The sequence below is a fragment of the Chromobacterium sphagni genome (genome assembly GCF_001855555.1).
Lineage (GTDB): Bacteria > Pseudomonadota > Gammaproteobacteria > Burkholderiales > Chromobacteriaceae > Chromobacterium > Chromobacterium sphagni.
The window spans coordinates 56751-73868 of sequence record NZ_MKCT01000050.1 but is presented as its reverse complement, the minus strand read 5'-3'; the positions used below and the strand labels follow the sequence as shown (position 1 = coordinate 73868).

The 17118-nt window shown below is 64.5% G+C and carries 17 protein-coding genes; 10 read left to right on the top strand and 7 right to left on the bottom strand.

The annotated features are described in order from the left end of the window. The first annotated feature begins 1 nt into the window (after position 1). From BI344_RS16830 to BI344_RS16810, 5 genes are all read left to right on the top strand, one after another. Positions 2-1171 (top strand): FAD-dependent oxidoreductase, encoded by a 1170-nt coding sequence (locus BI344_RS16830; RefSeq protein WP_071114018.1) that lies wholly within the window; start codon positions 2-4, stop codon positions 1169-1171. Between the two features lie 4 nt (positions 1172-1175). Further along, positions 1176-2327 carry a UbiH/UbiF family hydroxylase gene (locus tag BI344_RS16825; protein WP_071114017.1) on the top strand — a complete coding sequence of 384 codons (1152 nt, stop codon included), beginning with the start codon at positions 1176-1178 and terminating at the stop codon, positions 2325-2327. Between the two features lie 17 nt (positions 2328-2344). After that, positions 2345-3079 carry a DsbC family protein gene (locus tag BI344_RS16820; protein WP_071114016.1) on the top strand — a complete coding sequence of 245 codons (735 nt, stop codon included), beginning with the start codon at positions 2345-2347 and terminating at the stop codon, positions 3077-3079. A 67-nt stretch (positions 3080-3146) separates the two neighbouring features. Further along, a complete protein-coding gene (locus tag BI344_RS16815; RefSeq protein WP_139167061.1) occupies positions 3147-3740 on the top strand; it encodes a hypothetical protein in 594 nt (197 codons plus the stop codon). 101 nt (positions 3741-3841) lie between these two features. Beyond that, positions 3842-4102 carry an acyl-CoA-binding protein gene (locus BI344_RS16810; protein WP_071114014.1) on the top strand — a complete coding sequence of 87 codons (261 nt, stop codon included), beginning with the start codon at positions 3842-3844 and terminating at the stop codon, positions 4100-4102. Positions 4103-4188: 86 nt separating this feature from the next. Here BI344_RS16810 and BI344_RS16805 read toward each other — a convergent pair whose 3' ends face one another. The 7 genes from BI344_RS16805 to nhaR form a co-directional block, all read right to left on the bottom strand. Continuing rightward, on the bottom strand, positions 4189-4623 hold the full coding sequence (locus BI344_RS16805) for a type IV pilin protein (protein WP_071114013.1): 435 nt from the start codon (positions 4621-4623) through the stop codon (positions 4189-4191). Positions 4624-4646: 23 nt separating this feature from the next. Continuing rightward, positions 4647-7928, bottom strand: coding sequence for a pilus assembly protein (locus BI344_RS16800; protein WP_083370272.1), 3282 nt, complete (start codon positions 7926-7928; stop codon positions 4647-4649). 2 nt (positions 7929-7930) lie between these two features. Further along, the gene (locus BI344_RS16795) at positions 7931-8485 is read right to left on the bottom strand and encodes a pilus assembly PilX family protein (protein WP_071114011.1); all 555 of its coding nucleotides are present in this window, start codon (positions 8483-8485) and stop codon (positions 7931-7933) included. Beyond that, entirely contained in the window at positions 8482-9165 is a 684-nt protein-coding gene (locus tag BI344_RS16790) for a PilW family protein (protein WP_071114010.1), read from the bottom strand. The genes BI344_RS16795 and BI344_RS16790 overlap by 4 nt, the downstream gene beginning before the upstream one ends. Continuing rightward, complete coding sequence (pilV, locus tag BI344_RS16785) at positions 9162-9689, bottom strand: type IV pilus modification protein PilV (RefSeq protein ID WP_206600418.1); 528 nt, start codon at positions 9687-9689, stop codon at positions 9162-9164. The genes BI344_RS16790 and pilV overlap by 4 nt, the downstream gene beginning before the upstream one ends. After that, complete coding sequence (locus tag BI344_RS16780) at positions 9686-10267, bottom strand: GspH/FimT family pseudopilin (RefSeq protein ID WP_071114008.1); 582 nt, start codon at positions 10265-10267, stop codon at positions 9686-9688. Before BI344_RS16780 ends, pilV begins: the two co-directional genes overlap by 4 nt. A gap of 130 nt (positions 10268-10397) precedes the next feature. Then, complete coding sequence (gene nhaR, locus BI344_RS16775; RefSeq protein WP_193431003.1) at positions 10398-11279, bottom strand: transcriptional activator NhaR; 882 nt, start codon at positions 11277-11279, stop codon at positions 10398-10400. A 132-nt stretch (positions 11280-11411) separates the two neighbouring features. Here nhaR and htpX point away from each other — a divergent pair, with 132 nt between their 5' ends. From htpX to BI344_RS16750, 5 genes are all read left to right on the top strand, one after another. Continuing rightward, the gene (gene htpX / locus BI344_RS16770; RefSeq protein ID WP_071114006.1) at positions 11412-12293 is read left to right on the top strand and encodes a protease HtpX; all 882 of its coding nucleotides are present in this window, start codon (positions 11412-11414) and stop codon (positions 12291-12293) included. Positions 12294-12346: 53 nt separating this feature from the next. Next, positions 12347-13339, top strand: a complete 993-nt coding sequence (locus BI344_RS16765; protein WP_239690935.1) for a TerC family protein — start codon at positions 12347-12349, stop codon at positions 13337-13339. A gap of 152 nt (positions 13340-13491) precedes the next feature. Further along, positions 13492-14208 carry a response regulator gene (locus BI344_RS16760; protein ID WP_071114005.1) on the top strand — a complete coding sequence of 239 codons (717 nt, stop codon included), beginning with the start codon at positions 13492-13494 and terminating at the stop codon, positions 14206-14208. Beyond that, positions 14205-15665 (top strand): ATP-binding protein, encoded by a 1461-nt coding sequence (locus tag BI344_RS16755; protein ID WP_071114004.1) that lies wholly within the window; start codon positions 14205-14207, stop codon positions 15663-15665. Before BI344_RS16760 ends, BI344_RS16755 begins: the two co-directional genes overlap by 4 nt. Before the next feature lie 362 nt (positions 15666-16027). Continuing rightward, entirely contained in the window at positions 16028-17116 is a 1089-nt protein-coding gene (locus tag BI344_RS16750) for a porin (RefSeq protein ID WP_071114003.1), read from the top strand. Positions 17117-17118 lie beyond the last annotated feature (2 nt).

The window sequence follows — 17118 nt, the reverse complement described above, 5'->3', positions numbered from 1 at the left end:
TATGCAAGCGAGAACGAGCGAACACGCCGATGTGTTGATCGTCGGCGGCGGCCCGGTTGGCGCGCTGGCGGCGCTGCGGCTGGCGCGGCAGGGCCGCAGTGTGCTGCTGGTGGAGGCGCGCGCGCGCGACGCCGCGGTGCGCGACGCCCGCGCGCTGGCGCTGTCCTGGCACAGCCGCGAGCAACTGGCCGAAGCCGGCGCCTGGCCGGACGCGCTGCCGGCAACGGTGATCGACACGGTGCACGTGTCGCAGCAGGGCAGCTGCGGCCGCACCCGGCTGGACAAGGAGGATCTGCAGCTGCCGCATCTGGGCGTGGTGGTGGACTACCCGGCGCTGGTGGCAAGCCTGGCCGAGGTGCTGGACCGGGCCGGGGTGCAGGTGCTGTGGCAAAGTCGGGTGACATCGGTGAAGAGCCTGAGCGAATACGCCTGCGCCGAAGTGGAGACGCCGGACGGCGCGCGGCTGTTGACCGGCCGGCTGCTGGTGCTGGCCGAAGGCGGCGCGCTGGCGGAAACGCTGCCCTGCGTCCGCCGCCTGGAGCATGATTACCACCAGTGTGCGGTACTGGCCGAGATAGAGACCGAGCTGCCGGCCAAGGGCGTGGCCTATGAGCGCTTCGCCGACAGCGGACCATTCGCATTGCTGCCGCACGGCGAGGGCTACATGCTGGTATGGACGCGCAGCCAGGGCGATGCGGCAAAGCTGGTGGGCGGCGACGAGGCCGGATTGCGCGCTGAATTGCAGCAAGCCTTCGGCGAGCGCCAAGGCCGCATATTGGGCATCGGTCCGCGCGCCAGTTTTCCGCTGGCGCTGCGGCAGCTCAACAAGGTGGCCAGCGGCCGGGTGGTGCTGATAGGCAACGCCGCCCAGACCATGCACCCGGTTGCGGCGCAAGGCCTGAACCTGGGGCTGCGCGACGCCGTGGGCCTCGCACGCGCGCTGGAGGGCGCGGCCGACGCCGGCGATCCGGCGGCGCTGAAGCGTTACGCCGCCGCCCGCAAGCTGGACAGCCACGTGGTGGTGGGCTTCACCCATGGCCTGATCAAGCTGTTTGACGGCCACCATCCCTTGCTGAACACCTTGCGCGGCCTGGGCATGACCGCGCTGGACGTGATACCGCCGCTGCGCCGCGCATTTGCCGGCCATCTGGTGTTCGGCGTGCAAGGATAAACGGATGCGAGACAGTCAATACCACGCAATCATAGTCGGCGGCGGCCTGGTGGGCGCCAGCCTGGCGCTGGCCTTGTCGCGCGCCGGCAAGCGGGTGGCCCTGCTGGAGCCGCGCCCGGCGCAATGTAACGAATTGGAGCAGGGCTGGGACGCGCGCATTTATGCGGTGAGTCCGGCCAACCGCCGTTTCCTGGAAGGCATGGGTGCCTGGCCTGGCATGGAACGGATAGGCATCATCGCCGCGATGGATGTCTGCGGCGACGCCGGCGGACGAATCGAATTTTCCGCGCGCGACGCCGATGCCGACGCGCTGGCCTGGATCGTGGAAAACCGTTGGTTGCAGGCGGCGCTGTGGCGGCAACTGGCCGACAGCGAAGTCGATTGCATCGGCGACTGCCAGGCGCAATCGTTGAGCACCACCGCTTCCGAGGCGCGGCTGGTCTTGGACGATGGCCGGCTGCTGAGCGCCGAGCTGCTGGTGGGCGCCGACGGCGCCAACTCCTGGGTGCGCGGCCAGCTGGGCCTTGCCGCCAGCGTCAAGCCATACGGCCAGAGCGGAGTGGTGGCCAACTTCACCTGCGAGAAGCCGCATGGCCAGGTGGCGCGGCAATGGTTCACCGGCGACAGTATTCTGGCCTGGCTGCCGATGGCGGGGAACCGAATCTCCATGGTCTGGTCCACATCTGATCCGCAATCTTTGCTGGAGCTGCCGCCCGAAGCGCTGGCCGACAAGGTAGCCGCCGCCGGCGGCCATCAGTTGGGCGCGTTCGCCACCCTGACGGCTGCCGCGGCCTTTCCGCTGCGGCTGGTCCAGCCCGAAGCCGTGGTGGCGGAAAGAGTGGCACTGGTGGGCGATGCCGCCCATACCGTCCATCCGCTGGCCGGCCAGGGGGTCAACCTGGGCTTTCAGGACGCGGCGCAGCTGGCGGCCCTGCTGCAAGCGGCGCCCGACTGCGGCGACTGGATGCTGCTGCGCCGCTACCAGCGCCAACGCCGCGAAGCGGTCACTACGATGCAAATCGGCTGTGACAGCCTGTACCGGCTGTTCCATGCCAAACTGCCCGGCCTGCCATGGCTGCGCAATACCGGCCTGTCCCTGACCAACTGCTGTTCGCCACTGAAGCGGCGGTTCGCCAGGCAGGCGATTGGATACTGATCCTCAAAGGACACTTGATGAAGACAAGATTGAAGTCGCTGGCGCTGGCCAGCGCGATGCTGATGTCGCTGGCCGCCTGCTCTCAGGCCGCCGGCGGCAACCTCGACGACGTGAAGAAGGCCTTCGCGGAACACTTTCCGGGCAAGCAGGTGAAGAGTGTCAGCGCCACGCCGGTCAAGGGCATCTACGAGCTGGTGGTGGACGGCAAGCAGGTGGTGTACACCAACAGCGACGCCAGCTACCTGTTCGTCGGCGACCTGATCGACACCAAGACCAAGGAAAGCCTGACCGAGAAGAGGATGGCCGAACTGTCCAAGGTGGACTTCAATTCGCTGCCGTTCCAGTACGCGTTCAAGGACGTGCGCGGCAAGGGCGAGCGCAAGATGGCGGTCTTCACTGATCCGGATTGCCCGTACTGCAAGAAGCTTGAGCGCGAAAGCCTGAAGGACATCGACAACGTCACCATCTACACCTTCCTCTATCCGCTGACCCAGTTGCACCCGGACGCGATGCGCAAGTCCAAGCAGATCTGGTGTTCCAGCGACAAGCCAGCGGTCTGGACCGCCTTCATGCGCGACGGCAAGCCGCTGACCGGCGCGGATAATTGCGATACCAGCGCGCTGGACAAGATCCAGGCGCTGGGCGAGAAGCTGGGCGTCACAGGCACGCCGGCGCTGGTGTTCGCCAACGGCAGGCTGGTGCCGGGCGCGATCGACGGCAGCGACATCGAAGAGCTGCTGAAAGCCAAGTAAGCGGAAGTCGGGACAGGAGGAACCTGGCCCGATTTTTTTGCCTGGCCGCGCCCAAGGGGATCGCTTGATGAAACTCCGGCCCTGGACCGTGACGGAGCGCTGGCTGTTGGCCTTGTGGCTGTCCTTGCTGCTGCATGGCGCTTTGTGGTGGCTGCCCTTGCGGCCGGGACAGCCGGCTGGCGAAGCGGGCGGCTTGACGGTGCGTCTGTCCATTGCGTCGGAGCCGGCACCCCCGCCCACGGCGGCGGTTGCCGCCGGGATTCCGGGCGGGAGCGCGGCGGCCTCCGCGCCGGTCGACGCTCCGCCGCAGCCGGATGCCGGCGACCGGATGCGCCTGGGGGCGGATATCTATTATCCTGCCCGCGAGCTTGACCGCCTGGCGCAGGAGCGCAGCGCCATCGTGCTGCCGGATGTCGAGCTGGACGGCCATCCGCCGGCGTCGGTGCTGGTGCTGGTGTTCATCAGCGAAACCGGCCGGGTGGATGGCGTGCGTTTCGAGGGCGCGGCGCCTGCCCGGCTGGCCGACGCCATCGGTCCGGTGTTCGGCGCCGCCAGCTACCAGCCGGCCTTGAAGGACGGCGTGCCGGTTAAGAGCTACAAGCGGATACGGATAGAGCCGCAGCCTGAGCCCGCTGCGCTGTCGCCGGCACTGTCGCATTGAGGGCGCTTCGTGATAAATTGGCGGTCGTTCCGGCGCATGCCGGGGGGGCTAACATCATCAGGGGTGGACAACCATCCCGGTTTTCAACAAAGGATACAGTCATGTCTGATCTGCAGACGCTTTTCACCCAAGCTCAGGCCGATGTCAAAACCCTGTCCGAGCGCCCGGACAACCAGACCCTGCTGCAGCTGTACGCGCTGTTCAAGCAGGCGACCGAAGGCGACGCCAGCGGCGAGCGCCCGGGCATGATGGATTTCATCAACCGCGCCAAGTTCGACGCCTGGGAAAAGCTGAAGGGCCAATCCGCCGATGACGCGATGCAAGGCTATGTCGACGTGGTCAAGCGCCTGCTGGCTGACTAAGTCTGCGACAGACGGCTGCCGCGCGGCAGCCGGCTGAATGAAAAAGCGCCCCTTGGGCGCTTTTTCCGTTTCGGGGCGGGCGCGCGCTACCAGCAACCGCTGATGCCGAGTATGCCGCCGCTGGCGCTTAGATTGGTCTGGTTGCCCAGATTGTCCAGCTGGTAGGTCTGGCAGCTGTCCTGCGCCTGCTGGCCCTGGGGCGTGGCGGTGAGGACGAAGGCGGTGGAGCTGGCGCTGGAGATGGCCAGCGCGTAGTAATTGCTGCCGTTGCCCGGCACGTAGACGGTGCCGCTGCCGTAACCCAGCGTGATCAGCTGGCTGGCGTAGGTGTTCTGCAGCGAATAGTAGCTTTCCTCGCGCGTGGCCAGATCCTGCAGCGCGGTCTTGGCCGAGGTGCGGTTGGACTGCAGGATGAAGGTGCGGTAGGACGGCAAGGCGATGGCCACCAGGATGGACAATACCGCCAGCGCGATCACCAGTTCCAGCATGGTGAAGCCGTTTGCTTTGCGACTGCTATGCATCGTGATGTTTTCCTTGGCGCTTGTCAGCGCAGTTCTATCCAGTTCAGCCGGGTGTGCAGGTCGAAGGCGGCCGGGTTGATCTGCGGCGGCGTGGCGATGGGGCCGCCGTTGGTGCTGCTGCCGATGGCGAAAAAGTTGTTTTGGTAGCTGACCACATTGGGGCTGCCCGCCATATTGATGGCAATGCCGTTGATCACGCTGCCGCTGATGCCGCTGAAGTTGCCCTGGTCGTTGGCGTAGAACGACGATGCGGTGGCGCCGCCGGTTTTCATGTTGAGCGACATCGAGAAGCTGGTGGCGGAGGCCACGGTGCAGGACGAGGCATTGTTGTTGGGCGGAATCGAGGTGTTGACGGTGAAGGTGCCCAGTTCGTTGACCGGGTTGTACACCACCTGCTCGCCGCTGGACGGCAAGTTGAGCTTCCAGCCGTAGCTGTTGTTGGTGCCGCAGGCGCTGTTGCCCTGCCAGCAGACGGTGTTGCTGGACAGCGAGCGGTAGCCCTGCACGCTGCTGAGCGTGGAGTTGTAGGAGGCGGTGACGGTCTGGGCGGTCAGATTGCTCGGGCGCAGCGTCTTGCCGCCGGAGGGCGCGGCCTGGCTGTAGTAGGCCGACTGGCCGACCAGGGTGTTCCAGCCGGACAGGTCCCAGTCCCAGACACCGTAAAGGCTTTGGGTGCCGCCGGCGTAGATGTCGGCGGACGAGGTAGTGAAGGGGATTTTCTGGCCGGTGCCGAAGGCCACCAGCACGCGCGGGCTGGCGTTGCCGGTGGGAATGGCCGACACCAGCATCTTGCTGGTGATCGGCTGCAGGCTGCGGGTACAGGTGCCGTTGTTGACCTGGGTGTTGGTGCAGTAGGTGTACTGGCTGGTGAACAGCGGCGCTGCGGCGCCGCTGCCGTATTGGGAAACGCTCCAGTTGCCGGGGGTGTTGCTGGTGAGGTCGAAGCGCCAGACGTTGCCGAACAGGTCGCCGGCATAGACGTAGTCGGCGGTGCCGTCGCCGTCGAGATCCACCGTGGTGGCGTAGTAGATGCCGTTCTTGTTGCCGCCGCCCGATGGGTCGTTGGACTGTCCGCTGCCGGTGTCCAGCTCGTAGAAGCTGGGCGTGCCGCTGCTGCCCGCCAGCATGATGAAGAGCGCCGCATGGCCGTTGCTGCTGTTGTAGCCGTTGCCGAAGACGGCGCCCCATTGGCCGTTGTGGAAGCGGGTGATCACCGGCGTGCCGAAGGTGTAGCCCAGATCGTTGCCGCAAGTGCTCTTGTTGACGCAGCTGAGCGTGGCATTGCTGATTTCCTTGATCACCAGGCTGGCGGCGTTGGTTTCGGCGAAGTTGGCCGGATTGCTGATGTCCAGCATGAACAGCGCTTGGCCGCCGGCTCCCAGTCCGCCTATCAGCCAGGTGTGCCAGGCGTTGTTGTAGAACAGGTCGTCGGCGGCCGGGGTGGCGTCGACGAAGTACTGGTGGGCATAGGTGGGGTTGCTGTACTGCAGGGTGTTGGCTTGCGCGGCGGCGGGCACATAGGCGATGACCTCCTGGCCGTCGTTGGGGGTGGCGGCGGTGGAGTAATTGCCGCTGGAGTCGTTGGCGCCGCTGCGGTAGCCGTGCAGCATGCCGTCGTTGCTGCCGTTGTAGATGATGTCGGCGCGGGTCTGGTTGCCGGATTTGTAATTGCTGTAGGCCTGGGCGCCGCTGGCGTTTTCCGCCGGAGAGCTGCCGGGGTACAACTTGTCGCTCCAGACGTCGGCATAGCTGTTCTGCGGCGCGCCCACCCAGATCGGGCTGCTGTTGACCACGTCGCCCAGCACGCTGTCGCGGTCGCGGAACAGGCCGGTGCCCAGAGTGGTGACTTCATTGCTGCGCGCGCCCCTGAGATAGGACACCCGCGCCGAGCCATTGCCGTCGGCGTTCAGCACGGTTTGCTGGGTCGACGACAGGCTGGCCCATTGGAAGGGAATGCCCTGGCTGCCGTTCCAGCTGAGGATGGCGCGACTGGTCTGCGCGCTCATATTGCTGGCGCCGGTGGCGCTGCAGCTGCCGCCGGTCAGTACGCAGGATGCGTCCCAGGTCGCGGTGGCGGAGACGGTCACCTGGCCGGTGCCGCTGTTGCCCAGCAGCGCGTAGGACGCCACCTCGCCCCACCAGTTGTCGGAGTGGTAGCTGGCGACGTACTGCTGGGTGCCGGTCTTGATCAGGCTGGTCTGCTGGCTGTTGAGGCCGCTGGAGCTGGCCGACTGGGTGGATGGCTGCACCTGGAAGCATGTCAGCTCGTGCACATTGCGGCTGCCGCCAGTGGAGCCGGCGAAGCCGAAGGTGATCTGGCTGGGTAGCGGGCCGCTGACCGCGGTGTTGTTGATGTCGTAGTTGTTGATCACCGGCACGTAGGCGCCGTTGTTGTAGCTGTACCAAAGGCTGAGCAGATTACCGGTGGTGATCTTCAGCTTGTAGCTGATGGGCACCGCCTGGCCGCGGGTGGCGGCCGACTCCGCCGCCATCGGCTGAGTGCTCGGCAACTGGTAGACGCCGCTGCTGGTGCCGGGGATGTTGATGAACTGGTAGTTCATCACGCTGTGTCCACCGTAGCTGCCGTTGCGGCACACGTTTTGCACCGCCGACGCGCTGAAGCTGCCGCCGAACTGGCTGGCCAGCGTGCTGGCCGCCACCGAACCGGCGCCGCGCAGCGAGATGTTCTGTGGCTTGGCTCCGGGGCCAGAGGATGTGTTGTCGTTGGAGTAGCCGCCGTTGGGGAAGTTGCCGTACTCGTCCATGCCCAAGCCAAGATAGCCGCCGATGATGCCGTTGTACGGCGAGTTGACGTTGGAGCAGCTGTAGCCCAGGCTGCCGCCGAACGAGCCGACGGCGCTGGGAATGGCGGTGAGCAGAAAGAAGCTCATGCCGTCGGCGCCGTCGCCCGCCGAGCCGCCGGAGTCGCCGGCATAGGTGTAGCTGGTGAAGGTGGCCTGCAGGCCGCTGTTGGATGGGAACAGGCTGTTGTAGATGATGGCGCCGGACTGGCTGCCGGCGCTGTTGGTCAGCCGCAGCGCGCCGTTGCCTGAAGCGTCGGGCAGGGAGCCGCCGTAGCCGCCGATCTGAGTGTTGCCGCTGGGGTCCTTGCTGCCGCAGGCCGGGATGCTGCCGGCGCCGTTGCCCGCCGTCATGCAGGCGCCGCCGAACACCAGCCAGTTCAGCTGCGCGCTGCCGCCGGTGAAGTTGTCGCCCACCGTCACCGCCTGTCCAATAGCTGGCCAGAGAGCCGCCATCAGCCAGACGGTGAGCGGGGGGGGCGATGCGCGGAAGGGAGTTTTCATGGTCATTTCCCCAGATTGGAGACGCCGGAATACAAGGTGTACGTGCTTTGCAGTACCACTACGGAATAGGCGTTGCCGCCATAGCCCAGCGCGGTGAGCTGGTAAATGGCACCATTGCCGGTGGCGTTGAGGCCCAGATACTGGATGTAAAGCTGCGGTGCCTGGTAGAAGGTTTGGCTGCCGCCGGAGACGCCGTTGACCGGCAGGGTCAGGTATGGCGGGGTATAACTGTAGCCGGTGCTCCATGGCAGCGTGGTCGGCGCGGCCAGCGCATTGCTGCAGATCTGCGGCGAATTGATCGCGCCGCTGCAACTGACCACGGTTTGGGTGCCGGCATTGCCCTGCAGCCACCACTCGGCGTATTGCAGCGCCGATTGCGCGGCTTCGAAGGCGCGGCCCTTCTCGCGCATATTGCCGGCCATCCGTCCCTGCAGGCCGACGCTGCGCATCATCGACAGTCCGATGATGGTGATGACGATCAGTATCATCAGCGCGGCTATCAGCGTGAAGCCGGACTGTCCGTTTCTGGCCGTGGCGGGATGGGCGGCGGGGTTCATAGCTGGTTCATCAGTCCTATCAGCCAGGACATGGTCACGCTGGCCGGCTGGCCGGGCTTGGCGGCCAGCGGATTGACCATGGTCAGCGTCACCCTGACCGAGCGCACGGTCGCGCCCGCCGGCAGCCCGGCGGCGTTGTAGTAATGGTTGACCGAACCGTTGCCGCTGCCGTCCACACCGTACAGCACGCTGATGTTGCTCACGCCGTCCACCAGCACTTGCGCGCTGCCGCCGTTGACCGAGCAGGTGAGCTGATTGCCGCTGTTGATGGCGAACAGATTGACATACACCTGGTTGGCGCTGCCGCTGTTGCCGTTGCCGTTGCAATTGAGCACGCTGTCGTTGGGCGCGGTGGCGAAGCGTATGCTCAGCGTGTCCGGCGGGCCGGCGGTGCCGGCTATCGACTGGCCGGCGGCGAAGACGCCTGCCGCCGGCAGCGCGGCGGCGGCGGTCTGCGACTGCGGGCTGGGGTAATAGCCGGCGGACTGGACGATGGAGTTGATGATGGTCATCGCCGTGCGCTGGTTGTCCTGCAGCTGCGCCAGGCCGTTTTCATTGTTTTCCGTCAGTTCGGTGGAGCTGAAGATGATGATCAGCATGCTCAGCAGAAACAGGCCGATGGTGATCGCCACCATCACCTCTATCAGTCCGCTGCCTGCTTGCCGCGCCGGCCGTTTCACGGCTCCACCACCATCTGGTAGTTCTGGCTGACGGTGCCGGACGCGACCGAGGCGGCATTGACCGCGCTCTTCTTTTCCAGCCATGAAACCGTGATGGTGCAGGCGATCGGCGCTGTGGAGGTGCAGGCGATCTGGCCGCTGCCGCCGGGAAGCGCCGCCAGCGTGCCGCTGCCCCACTGGGTGGTGTCGTAGCTGGCGAGGTTGGCGGAGTTGCAACTGGTGCCTGACGCCGAACAGTCCACGGTCTGGCTCAGGCTGGGCGAACCGCTGACGCCGCTGGCGTTGACCGACCAAGTGTTGCTGGCGGCGTTGGAGAGAGCGCCCCAGTAAGCGGTGTTGGCGTGCATCGCGGCGGCCATGCTTTCGGCGGCGATGGAGCCCAGGCTGCGGGTGCGCGCGATCGAGGTGTTGTTGATGGCGGCGGCTTGCATGCCGGCGACGCCGAGCAGGCCTAGCGAAATCACCACCAGCGCCACCAGCACTTCCAGCATGCTGAAGCCGGTTTGGCGGAGTGCGCGGCTCAAGGGCATGAGTATTGTCCGGTGGTGTCGGTCTGCCCGCTGGACAGTATCTGCGGATGGCCGACCGCCGCCAGCACCACGCAGCGGCGGTTGGCGGCGATATTGCCGGGGGTGTTGAAGCTGACCATGCCGACATTGCCGGATGGCACGTAGCCCATGCGGTTGAAGCACAGCGTGGTGTTGCCGGCATTGCTGTAGCTGGCGCTGTCGCCGCTGGTGAAGGCCTTTTGCTGGCGCAGGATGGTGCCGGTGCTGTCGCCGCAGCTGTTGTTGGCCGCCACCAGCGCCAGCCAGCCGGTGGCCCAGTTGGTGTTGTTGCTGACCGAGGTATTGCAGCTGTTGCCGTTGCTGGACGGGCAGAGCAGCACCACCTGGCCGCGCTTGATCGCCTCGTTGCGGATGAACAGGATGTCGCCGTAAAGATTGTTGCTTTCCGACAGGATGGAATTGGTGGCGATGGTGCTCTGATAGGCGGGCACCGCCAGCGCCAGCACGACGGCCAGCAAGGCCATGACGATCAGCAACTCCAGCAGGGTGAAGCCGTTTTGGTGGTCTGTGACGCTTGATCGCTTGCCTGGCATGTCTTCGCCTGCTCGTCTGTATTCGAACCATTATCGGATAAGTGCCAGGCAGATTAAATTGCCAATCGCTCCGCCGGTCCGGCCCGGGCCGCCGTCTGTCGTTTGCCGCGGCTTTCGCGGCGGGGAAGGCTCAGTTCCAGGCCTGCAGGATGGCTTGCAGCGCGGGATGTTGCAGCTTGCGGCGGCTGGCCACCGCGTAGTAGTGCTCCCATACGCCATCCAGGCATCCCACCAGCTCCAGCCCCGGCAGATTTTGCGCGATGTCGGGCAGCGCCGGCGAGGGAAACAGGCCCAGCCCCTGGCGGGCGAAGGTTTCCATCAGCGCGCCGTCGTCGAATTCCCCCACCACATCCGGACGCAGCCGCTGCGCTTCGAACCAGTGCTCCAGCTGGCGGCGCAGCACATTGTCGCGGCTGGGCAGCAGCAGCGGCGCCTGGTCCAGGCTGGCGGGAAAGCCAGCGCCGTATTGTCGGGCCAGCCCGGGGCTGGCGTACAGCAGCACCGGGCAGCGCAGCAACTGCCAGGATTGGAACAGCTGCTGCTCGCTGCTGGCCACCGGCCGGTCGGCCAGGATCAGGTCCAGCCTATGGCGGCCCAGCTCGCCCAGCAACTCGTCGAAATCGCCTTCGCCGCAGCTCAGCCGCAGCTTGCGCCCCATTTGCAGCGCCGGTTGCAGCAGATGGCTGGCGATGCGTTTGGGCAGCACGTCGGAGACCCCCGCCGCCAGCCGGATCACCTGATCCAGCTGCGCGTCCGCCAGCGCTTCGCCCAGCGCCTCTCCCAACATGAAGATATTGTCGGCGTAGCCCAGCGCCACCCGTCCGGCTTCGGTCAACGCCAGTCCGCGGCCTTGCTGGCGGAACAGCGCGCAGCCCAGCTGTTGCTCCAGCTTGGACACTTGGCCGCTGATAGTCTGCATGCTGATGCCCAGTTGCTCGGCCGCCTGGGTGACGCTGCCGGTGCGGGCCACGGTCCAGAAATAGTGCAGATGCTTGTAGTTGAGCTTGTCCATGATTTAATTCGAAAAAATCGTAATAATAATCAGATTTTAATTTATTTTTTCGATGCGTGTGATTGCATACACTGCAGTGTGGCCATTGCTGTGCCGTGGCTGCTCAAATGAATGACTATTGGGAGATGAATAATGAAACGGGTGATCTTGCTGATTGCCACCAACATCGCGGTGATGCTGGTATTGAGCGTGAGCGTGCGCCTTTTGGGCCTGGACCGCTTTATCACCGCCGGCGGGCTGAACCTGGGGATGCTGCTGATGTTTTCCGCGGTGCTGGGCTTTGGCGGCGCCTTCATTTCGCTGGCCCTGTCCAAGACCATGGCCAAGTGGAGCACCGGGGCGCGGGTGATTACCCAGCCCAATGGCCAGACTGAAGCCTGGCTGCTGGCCACCGTGCGCCGGCTGGCCGACCGCGCCGGCCTGGCCATGCCGGAAGTGGCGGTATATGAAGGCGAGCCCAACGCCTTCGCCACCGGTCCCAGCCGCTCCAATTCCCTGGTGGCGGTGTCGACCGGCCTGCTGTCCAGCATGACCGAGGAGGAGGTGGAGGCGGTGCTGGCGCACGAGATTGCCCACATCCGCAACGGCGACATGGTGACGCTGACGCTGATCCAGGGTGTGGTTAACACCTTCGTGTTCTTCCTGGCGCGGGTGGTGGGTTATCTGGTGGACAGCTGGCTCAAGCGCGATGAGGAGAATACTTCGGCCGGCACCGGCATCGGCTATTTCATCACGGTGATCGTTTGCGAGATCGCCTTCGGCATCCTGGCCTCGGTGGTGGTGATGTATTTCTCGCGCCAGCGCGAATTCCGCGCCGACGCCGGCGCCGCCGAGCTGCTCGGTTCCACCCGGCCTATGGCCAACGCCTTGCGCCGCCTGGGCGGCATCGAGGCCGACGGTTTGCCGCAAGGACTGGCCGCTTCCGGCATCGCCGGCGGCCGCGGCTTGCTGGGCCTGTTCGCCACCCACCCCAGCCTGGACGAGCGCATCGCCAGGCTGGAAGGCCGCGGCTGACGCGGGGGCGGCGGCATGGGCCGCCGCCGAAAAACCATTGATGGAGCGATGAATTGATCGAATTTTTGATGTCCCCGGCGCTGGGATACCCGCTGTGGGTCTGGCTGATGTTCCTGCTGGGCGTGCTGGCGCTGCTGGCTTTCGACCTGGGCGTGTTGCAGAAGGATGGCCGCGAGATCGGCGTGAAAGACAGCCTGAGGTTGTCGGCCTTTTATATCGGCATCGGCCTGCTGTTCGGCGGCTGGGTGTGGTGGTATCGCGGCGCGGACGCCGGCGTGCAGTATTTCACCGGCTATTTGCTGGAAAAGTCGCTGTCGCTGGACAATGTGTTCGTGATCTCGCTGATCTTCTCCAGCATGGCGGTGCCGCGCGTCTACCAGCATCGAGTGCTGTTCTGGGGAATTCTGGGCGCCATTGCGATGCGGGCGCTGATGATAGGCGCCGGCGCGGCGCTGGTGGCGCAGTTCCAGTGGGTGCTGCTGCTGTTCGGCGTTTTCTTGCTGGCCGCCGGCCTGAAAATGCTGCTGTCGGCGGATGACGAAGCCAAGCCGCTGTCCGAGCAGCGCTTCTATCAGTGGCTGCGCCGCCACATGCGCCTGACGCCGGCCCTGCACGGCAACGCCTTCCTGCTGCGCGGCGAGACGCATGGCATGGCGCGCGGCTGGTGGGCGACGCCGCTGTTGCTGACGCTGATCCTGGTCGAGTCGGCCGATCTGGTGTTCGCGGTGGACAGCATCCCGGCGATCTTCGCGGTGACGCAGGACCCGTTCCTGGTCTACACCTCCAACATCTTCGCCATTCTCGGCCTGCGCGCGTTGTACTTCGCGCTGTCGGCGATGGTGCACCGCTTCCATTATTTGAAGTACGCGTTGGCGCTGGTGCTGGTGCTGATCGGCGTGAAAGTGGGGCTGGTGTATCTGCATGATGCCGGCCTGGTGGCGTTCAAGATTCCCACCCTGTTGTCCTTGCTGCTGACCGTGCTGCTGCTGAGCGGCGGCATCGCCTACTCCTGGCATAAAACCCGGCGGGTGCCGCCTGGCTCCTGAGCGCGGAAGGAGCGGCGATGGAACCAATCGCCGCCTTTGCGGCTCAAACAGGCGGAGCGTCTCCTGACATGCGTGTCCGGGCAGCGGCGCCCCGCCGTTTTCATCATGGACGGCGCGATTATTTTTCAATCCAAAATTCTAGGAATAGTCCGATGTCCCAAGCGTCCCGATTGCTTATCGTTGATGATGATCCCGATCTGCGCGATCTGCTGAGCGATTATCTGAGCCGCCAGGGCATGGTTGTGGCCGCGGTAGGAGATGGCGACGCGATGAACCGCATTCTGGCCGAGCAGTCCTTCGACATCCTGATCCTGGACCTGATGCTGCCCGGCACCGACGGCCTGACCCTGTGCCGCGATTTGCGTTCGCGCTCCAGCATGCCCATCCTGATGCTCACCGCGCGCGGCGACGAACTGGACCGCATCATCGGCCTGGAGATGGGCGCCGACGACTACCTGCCCAAGCCGTTCAATCCGCGCGAGCTGCTGGCGCGGGTGCGCAGCATCCTGCGCCGGGTGGAGGAGAGGCGCAGCAGCCACAGCGCGCTGCGCAGCCTGCAGTTCTCCGACTGGCGGCTCGAGCTGGGCGCGCAGCATCTGGTGGACAGCGGCGGCGTGGTGACGCCATTGTCCGGCGGCGAGTTCAAGCTGATGCAGGCGCTGGCGGAAAACCCGCAGCGGGTGATGTCGCGCGACCAGTTGATGGAGGCGATGAACGGCAAGGAAGCCGGTCCGTTCGACCGCACCGTCGACGTGATGATAGGCCGGCTGCGCCGCCGGCTGGGCGATGACGCCCGCGAACCGCTGCTGATCAAGACCATACGCAGCGGCGGCTATATGCTGGCATGCGAGGTAGTCTCGGTGCGATGAGGCATTTGCCGCGCACCCTGTACGGCCAGTTGCTGCTGACCCTGCTGACCAGCGTGCTGCTGGCCAACGTGATCGGCATCGGGCTGGTGCTGACCGACCGCGAGCGGCTGACCCGCACGTTGCGCGCCGAATATGTCGCCCAGCATCTGGCCGACATGATCAACCTGTTGGACGAGACCGCCGCGGCCAATCGGCCCAAGCTGGCCAGCGCATTGTCCTCGCCGTCCGCCCAGGTGTTGCTGGACCATCCCTGGGTGGAGCGCAATAGCGGCTGGCCCGAGGCCAGCAAGCTGTGCCAACTGATCCGCACCGATCTCAATTTCCCCTATCGCATGCAGGTGCTGTCCTTCCGCGAGGATACGCCGGATGCGGTGGAAGACCTGCTGCGGCCGTTCCTGGCGCCGGGTCAGCACGTGTTCACGCCGGGCAAGCAGTTTTGGGTGCAGGCGCTGCCCAGCAAGCTGGGCGAGGGCGAGGCGGAGTTCAAGATTCAGATGGCCACCGTACAGGTGCGGCTGCGCGACGGCATGGTGGCGACTTTCCGCATCGGCCAGATCGCCTCCGCGGTGGAGACGCCGTGGCGGGTGACCGCCTGGCTGCTGCTGGTGGCGCTGGTGGTGGCGGCGGTGTCGGCCTGGGCGGTGCGCCGGCTGACCCGGCCGCTGGCGGTGTTTTCCCAGGCGGCCACCGGGCTGGCGGCCAATCTGGATCAGCCGCCCTTGCCGGAGACCGGCACTCAGGAAGTGGTGAATTCCACCCGGGCCTTCAACCGGATGCAGAAGGAGCTGCAGCGCTATCTGCAGACTCGCAGCCAGATGCTGGCCGGCGTGTCGCACGATCTGCGCCTGCCCATCACCCGCATCCGGCTGCGGCTGGAGCAACTGGGCGAGTCGCCCGCCCGCCAGGCGATAGAGCGGGATCTGGAGGAGATGGACCAGTTGATCGGCGACACGCTGGCGTATCTGCGGATGGGGCAGCGCAGCGAGAGCTGCGTGCTGCTCAATGTGGACGCGATGCTGGAGGGCGTGATCGAGGATGTCGAGGCTTTGGGGGCGGAGGTCGTCTACCGTTCCGAGCCGGTGAAGCCGCTGTGCGCCAGGCCCCAGGCCTTGCGGCGCTGCATCGCCAACCTGCTGGAAAATGCCCGCCGTTACGGCAGCGGGCCGATAGAAGTGCGGTTGCGCGAGCGGGAAGGGCGGCTGGAGATCCAGGTGCGCGACCACGGTCCGGGCATTGCCGAAAAGGATCTGGACCGGGTGTTCGAGCCTTATGTCAGGCTGGAGGACTCCCGGGCGCGCCATACCGGCGGCAGCGGGCTGGGGCTGGCCATCGCCCGCGCCATCGCCCGCGAGCACCATGGCGACATCCAGTTGTTCAATCATCCGATGGGCGGGCTTTGCGCCGAGATGGGATTCCCGGTGGAGCGGAGCAAGTGCGTGCCGCTTAACACTATTTGACAATCCGTAGTCCATGCACTGTTGACCTTAAGATTGCAAGCAAATACACTCTAATTGTGAGTTTATTGAACCGAGCTTCTTCTGGTTCAACAGATCTCCGGTCAAGTCTATCCTTGTAAGGCCCGCCAATGAGTGGGCCTTTTTTTTCTTATTTTTCTTTTTATTAACTTAACAGCTTTGTAAATTTTCATTAAGCAACAAAAATACATAAATTTGTTGTCGTAAGACATGATTTGTTAGTGTTGTATTTATGCACAAAGTGTGTCTTTTTTACTACAAAAAAAAGAGTGTATGCTTGCGTATGTTGGTTTTGGAAATTAGTATTTGATCGCTTTCTAAGACAACCTAACAGGATGTGCCAAATGAAAAAGACTCTGATCGCCCTGGCAGTAGCCACTCTGCCGGCAGCCGCTTTCGCCGATGTAACCATCTACGGCCAAATCAAGGCCGGTGTTGAAAATGTTGATGCCGGCGGCATGAACAAGACCAATATCGATGACCTGGGCTCCCGCATCGGCTTCAAGGGCAGCGAAGATCTGGGCAACGGCCTGAAGGCTATCTGGCAGGTTGAGAGCGGTCTGGACATCGACGGCTCCAACCGCCAAGGCTATGGCAGCTTCGCCAGCCGCGAATCCTTTGTCGGCCTGGATACCGGCTTCGGCAAGGTGCGTCTGGGTAACATCTCCACCTTCAGCGACTCCAACATGAGCGTCGTGAACCCGTGGGAAAGCGCCAGCAACGCGCTGCAACTGAACGCCTTCACCCGCGATGACGAACGCGTGAAGAACGCCATCCGCTTCGACACCGCTAACTACAACGGCTTCCAGGCTGCCTTCCTGTACGGCACCAAGGAAGACAAGACCAGCGCGTTCGCGGACTCCGCAGCTGTTTCCGACAGCTCGCGCGAACTGTACAACCTGGGGCTGTCCTACGAGAACAGCGGCTTCTTCGGCAAGTACCAGTTCATCCACCAAACTCCGGTGAATGTCGCTGGCACGCGCACCCAGTCCAACGACAGCCATCGCCTGGAAGCCGGCTACAACGCCAACAACCTGCTGCTGGCCTTCGGCTACCGCAACGACCGCGGCGATGTCACCGTGACCCCGCTGAGCTTCCTGCAGAGCAAGGTGAATACCCCGGCAACGCTGGATGGCAGCAAGTACAAGTCGCAGGAATACGCGCTGACCGCCGCCTACACCCTGGGCGCCTTCACTCCGAAGGTCACCTACGCGCAAGCCAAAGACTATGACAAGGACGGCGTACGCCAGGACAACACCGGCTACAAGCAGTTCCTGGTGGGCGTTGACTACCAAATGTCCAAGCGCACCGTGGTTGGCCTGCAGTATGGCGAAGTCAAGGCTGATCAAGCCATCTTCAACAACAGCGGCGATACCTCCATCAGCGGCAACAAGCTGCGTGGCGTTGGCCTGAACATGGTTCACTCCTTCTAATA

Bases quoted from the DNA above. Each gene is read 5' to 3' on its own strand.
- BI344_RS16830 (WP_071114018.1), top strand. From the start codon at position 2: ATGCAAGCGAGAACGAGCGAACACGCCGATGTGTTGATCGTCGGCGGC.
- BI344_RS16825 (WP_071114017.1), top strand. From the start codon at position 1,176: ATGCGAGACAGTCAATACCACGCAATCATAGTCGGCGGCGGCCTGGTG.
- BI344_RS16820 (WP_071114016.1), top strand. From the start codon at position 2,345: ATGAAGACAAGATTGAAGTCGCTGGCGCTGGCCAGCGCGATGCTGATG.
- BI344_RS16815 (WP_139167061.1), top strand. From the start codon at position 3,147: ATGAAACTCCGGCCCTGGACCGTGACGGAGCGCTGGCTGTTGGCCTTG.
- BI344_RS16810 (WP_071114014.1), top strand. From the start codon at position 3,842: ATGTCTGATCTGCAGACGCTTTTCACCCAAGCTCAGGCCGATGTCAAA.
- BI344_RS16805 (WP_071114013.1), bottom strand. From the start codon at position 4,623: ATGCATAGCAGTCGCAAAGCAAACGGCTTCACCATGCTGGAACTGGTG.
- BI344_RS16800 (WP_083370272.1), bottom strand. From the start codon at position 7,928: ATGAAAACTCCCTTCCGCGCATCGCCCCCCCCGCTCACCGTCTGGCTG.
- BI344_RS16795 (WP_071114011.1), bottom strand. From the start codon at position 8,485: ATGAACCCCGCCGCCCATCCCGCCACGGCCAGAAACGGACAGTCCGGC.
- BI344_RS16780 (WP_071114008.1), bottom strand. From the start codon at position 10,267: ATGCCAGGCAAGCGATCAAGCGTCACAGACCACCAAAACGGCTTCACC.
- nhaR (WP_193431003.1), bottom strand. From the start codon at position 11,279: ATGGACAAGCTCAACTACAAGCATCTGCACTATTTCTGGACCGTGGCC.
- htpX (WP_071114006.1), top strand. From the start codon at position 11,412: ATGAAACGGGTGATCTTGCTGATTGCCACCAACATCGCGGTGATGCTG.
- BI344_RS16760 (WP_071114005.1), top strand. From the start codon at position 13,492: ATGTCCCAAGCGTCCCGATTGCTTATCGTTGATGATGATCCCGATCTG.
- BI344_RS16755 (WP_071114004.1), top strand. From the start codon at position 14,205: ATGAGGCATTTGCCGCGCACCCTGTACGGCCAGTTGCTGCTGACCCTG.
- BI344_RS16750 (WP_071114003.1), top strand. From the start codon at position 16,028: ATGAAAAAGACTCTGATCGCCCTGGCAGTAGCCACTCTGCCGGCAGCC.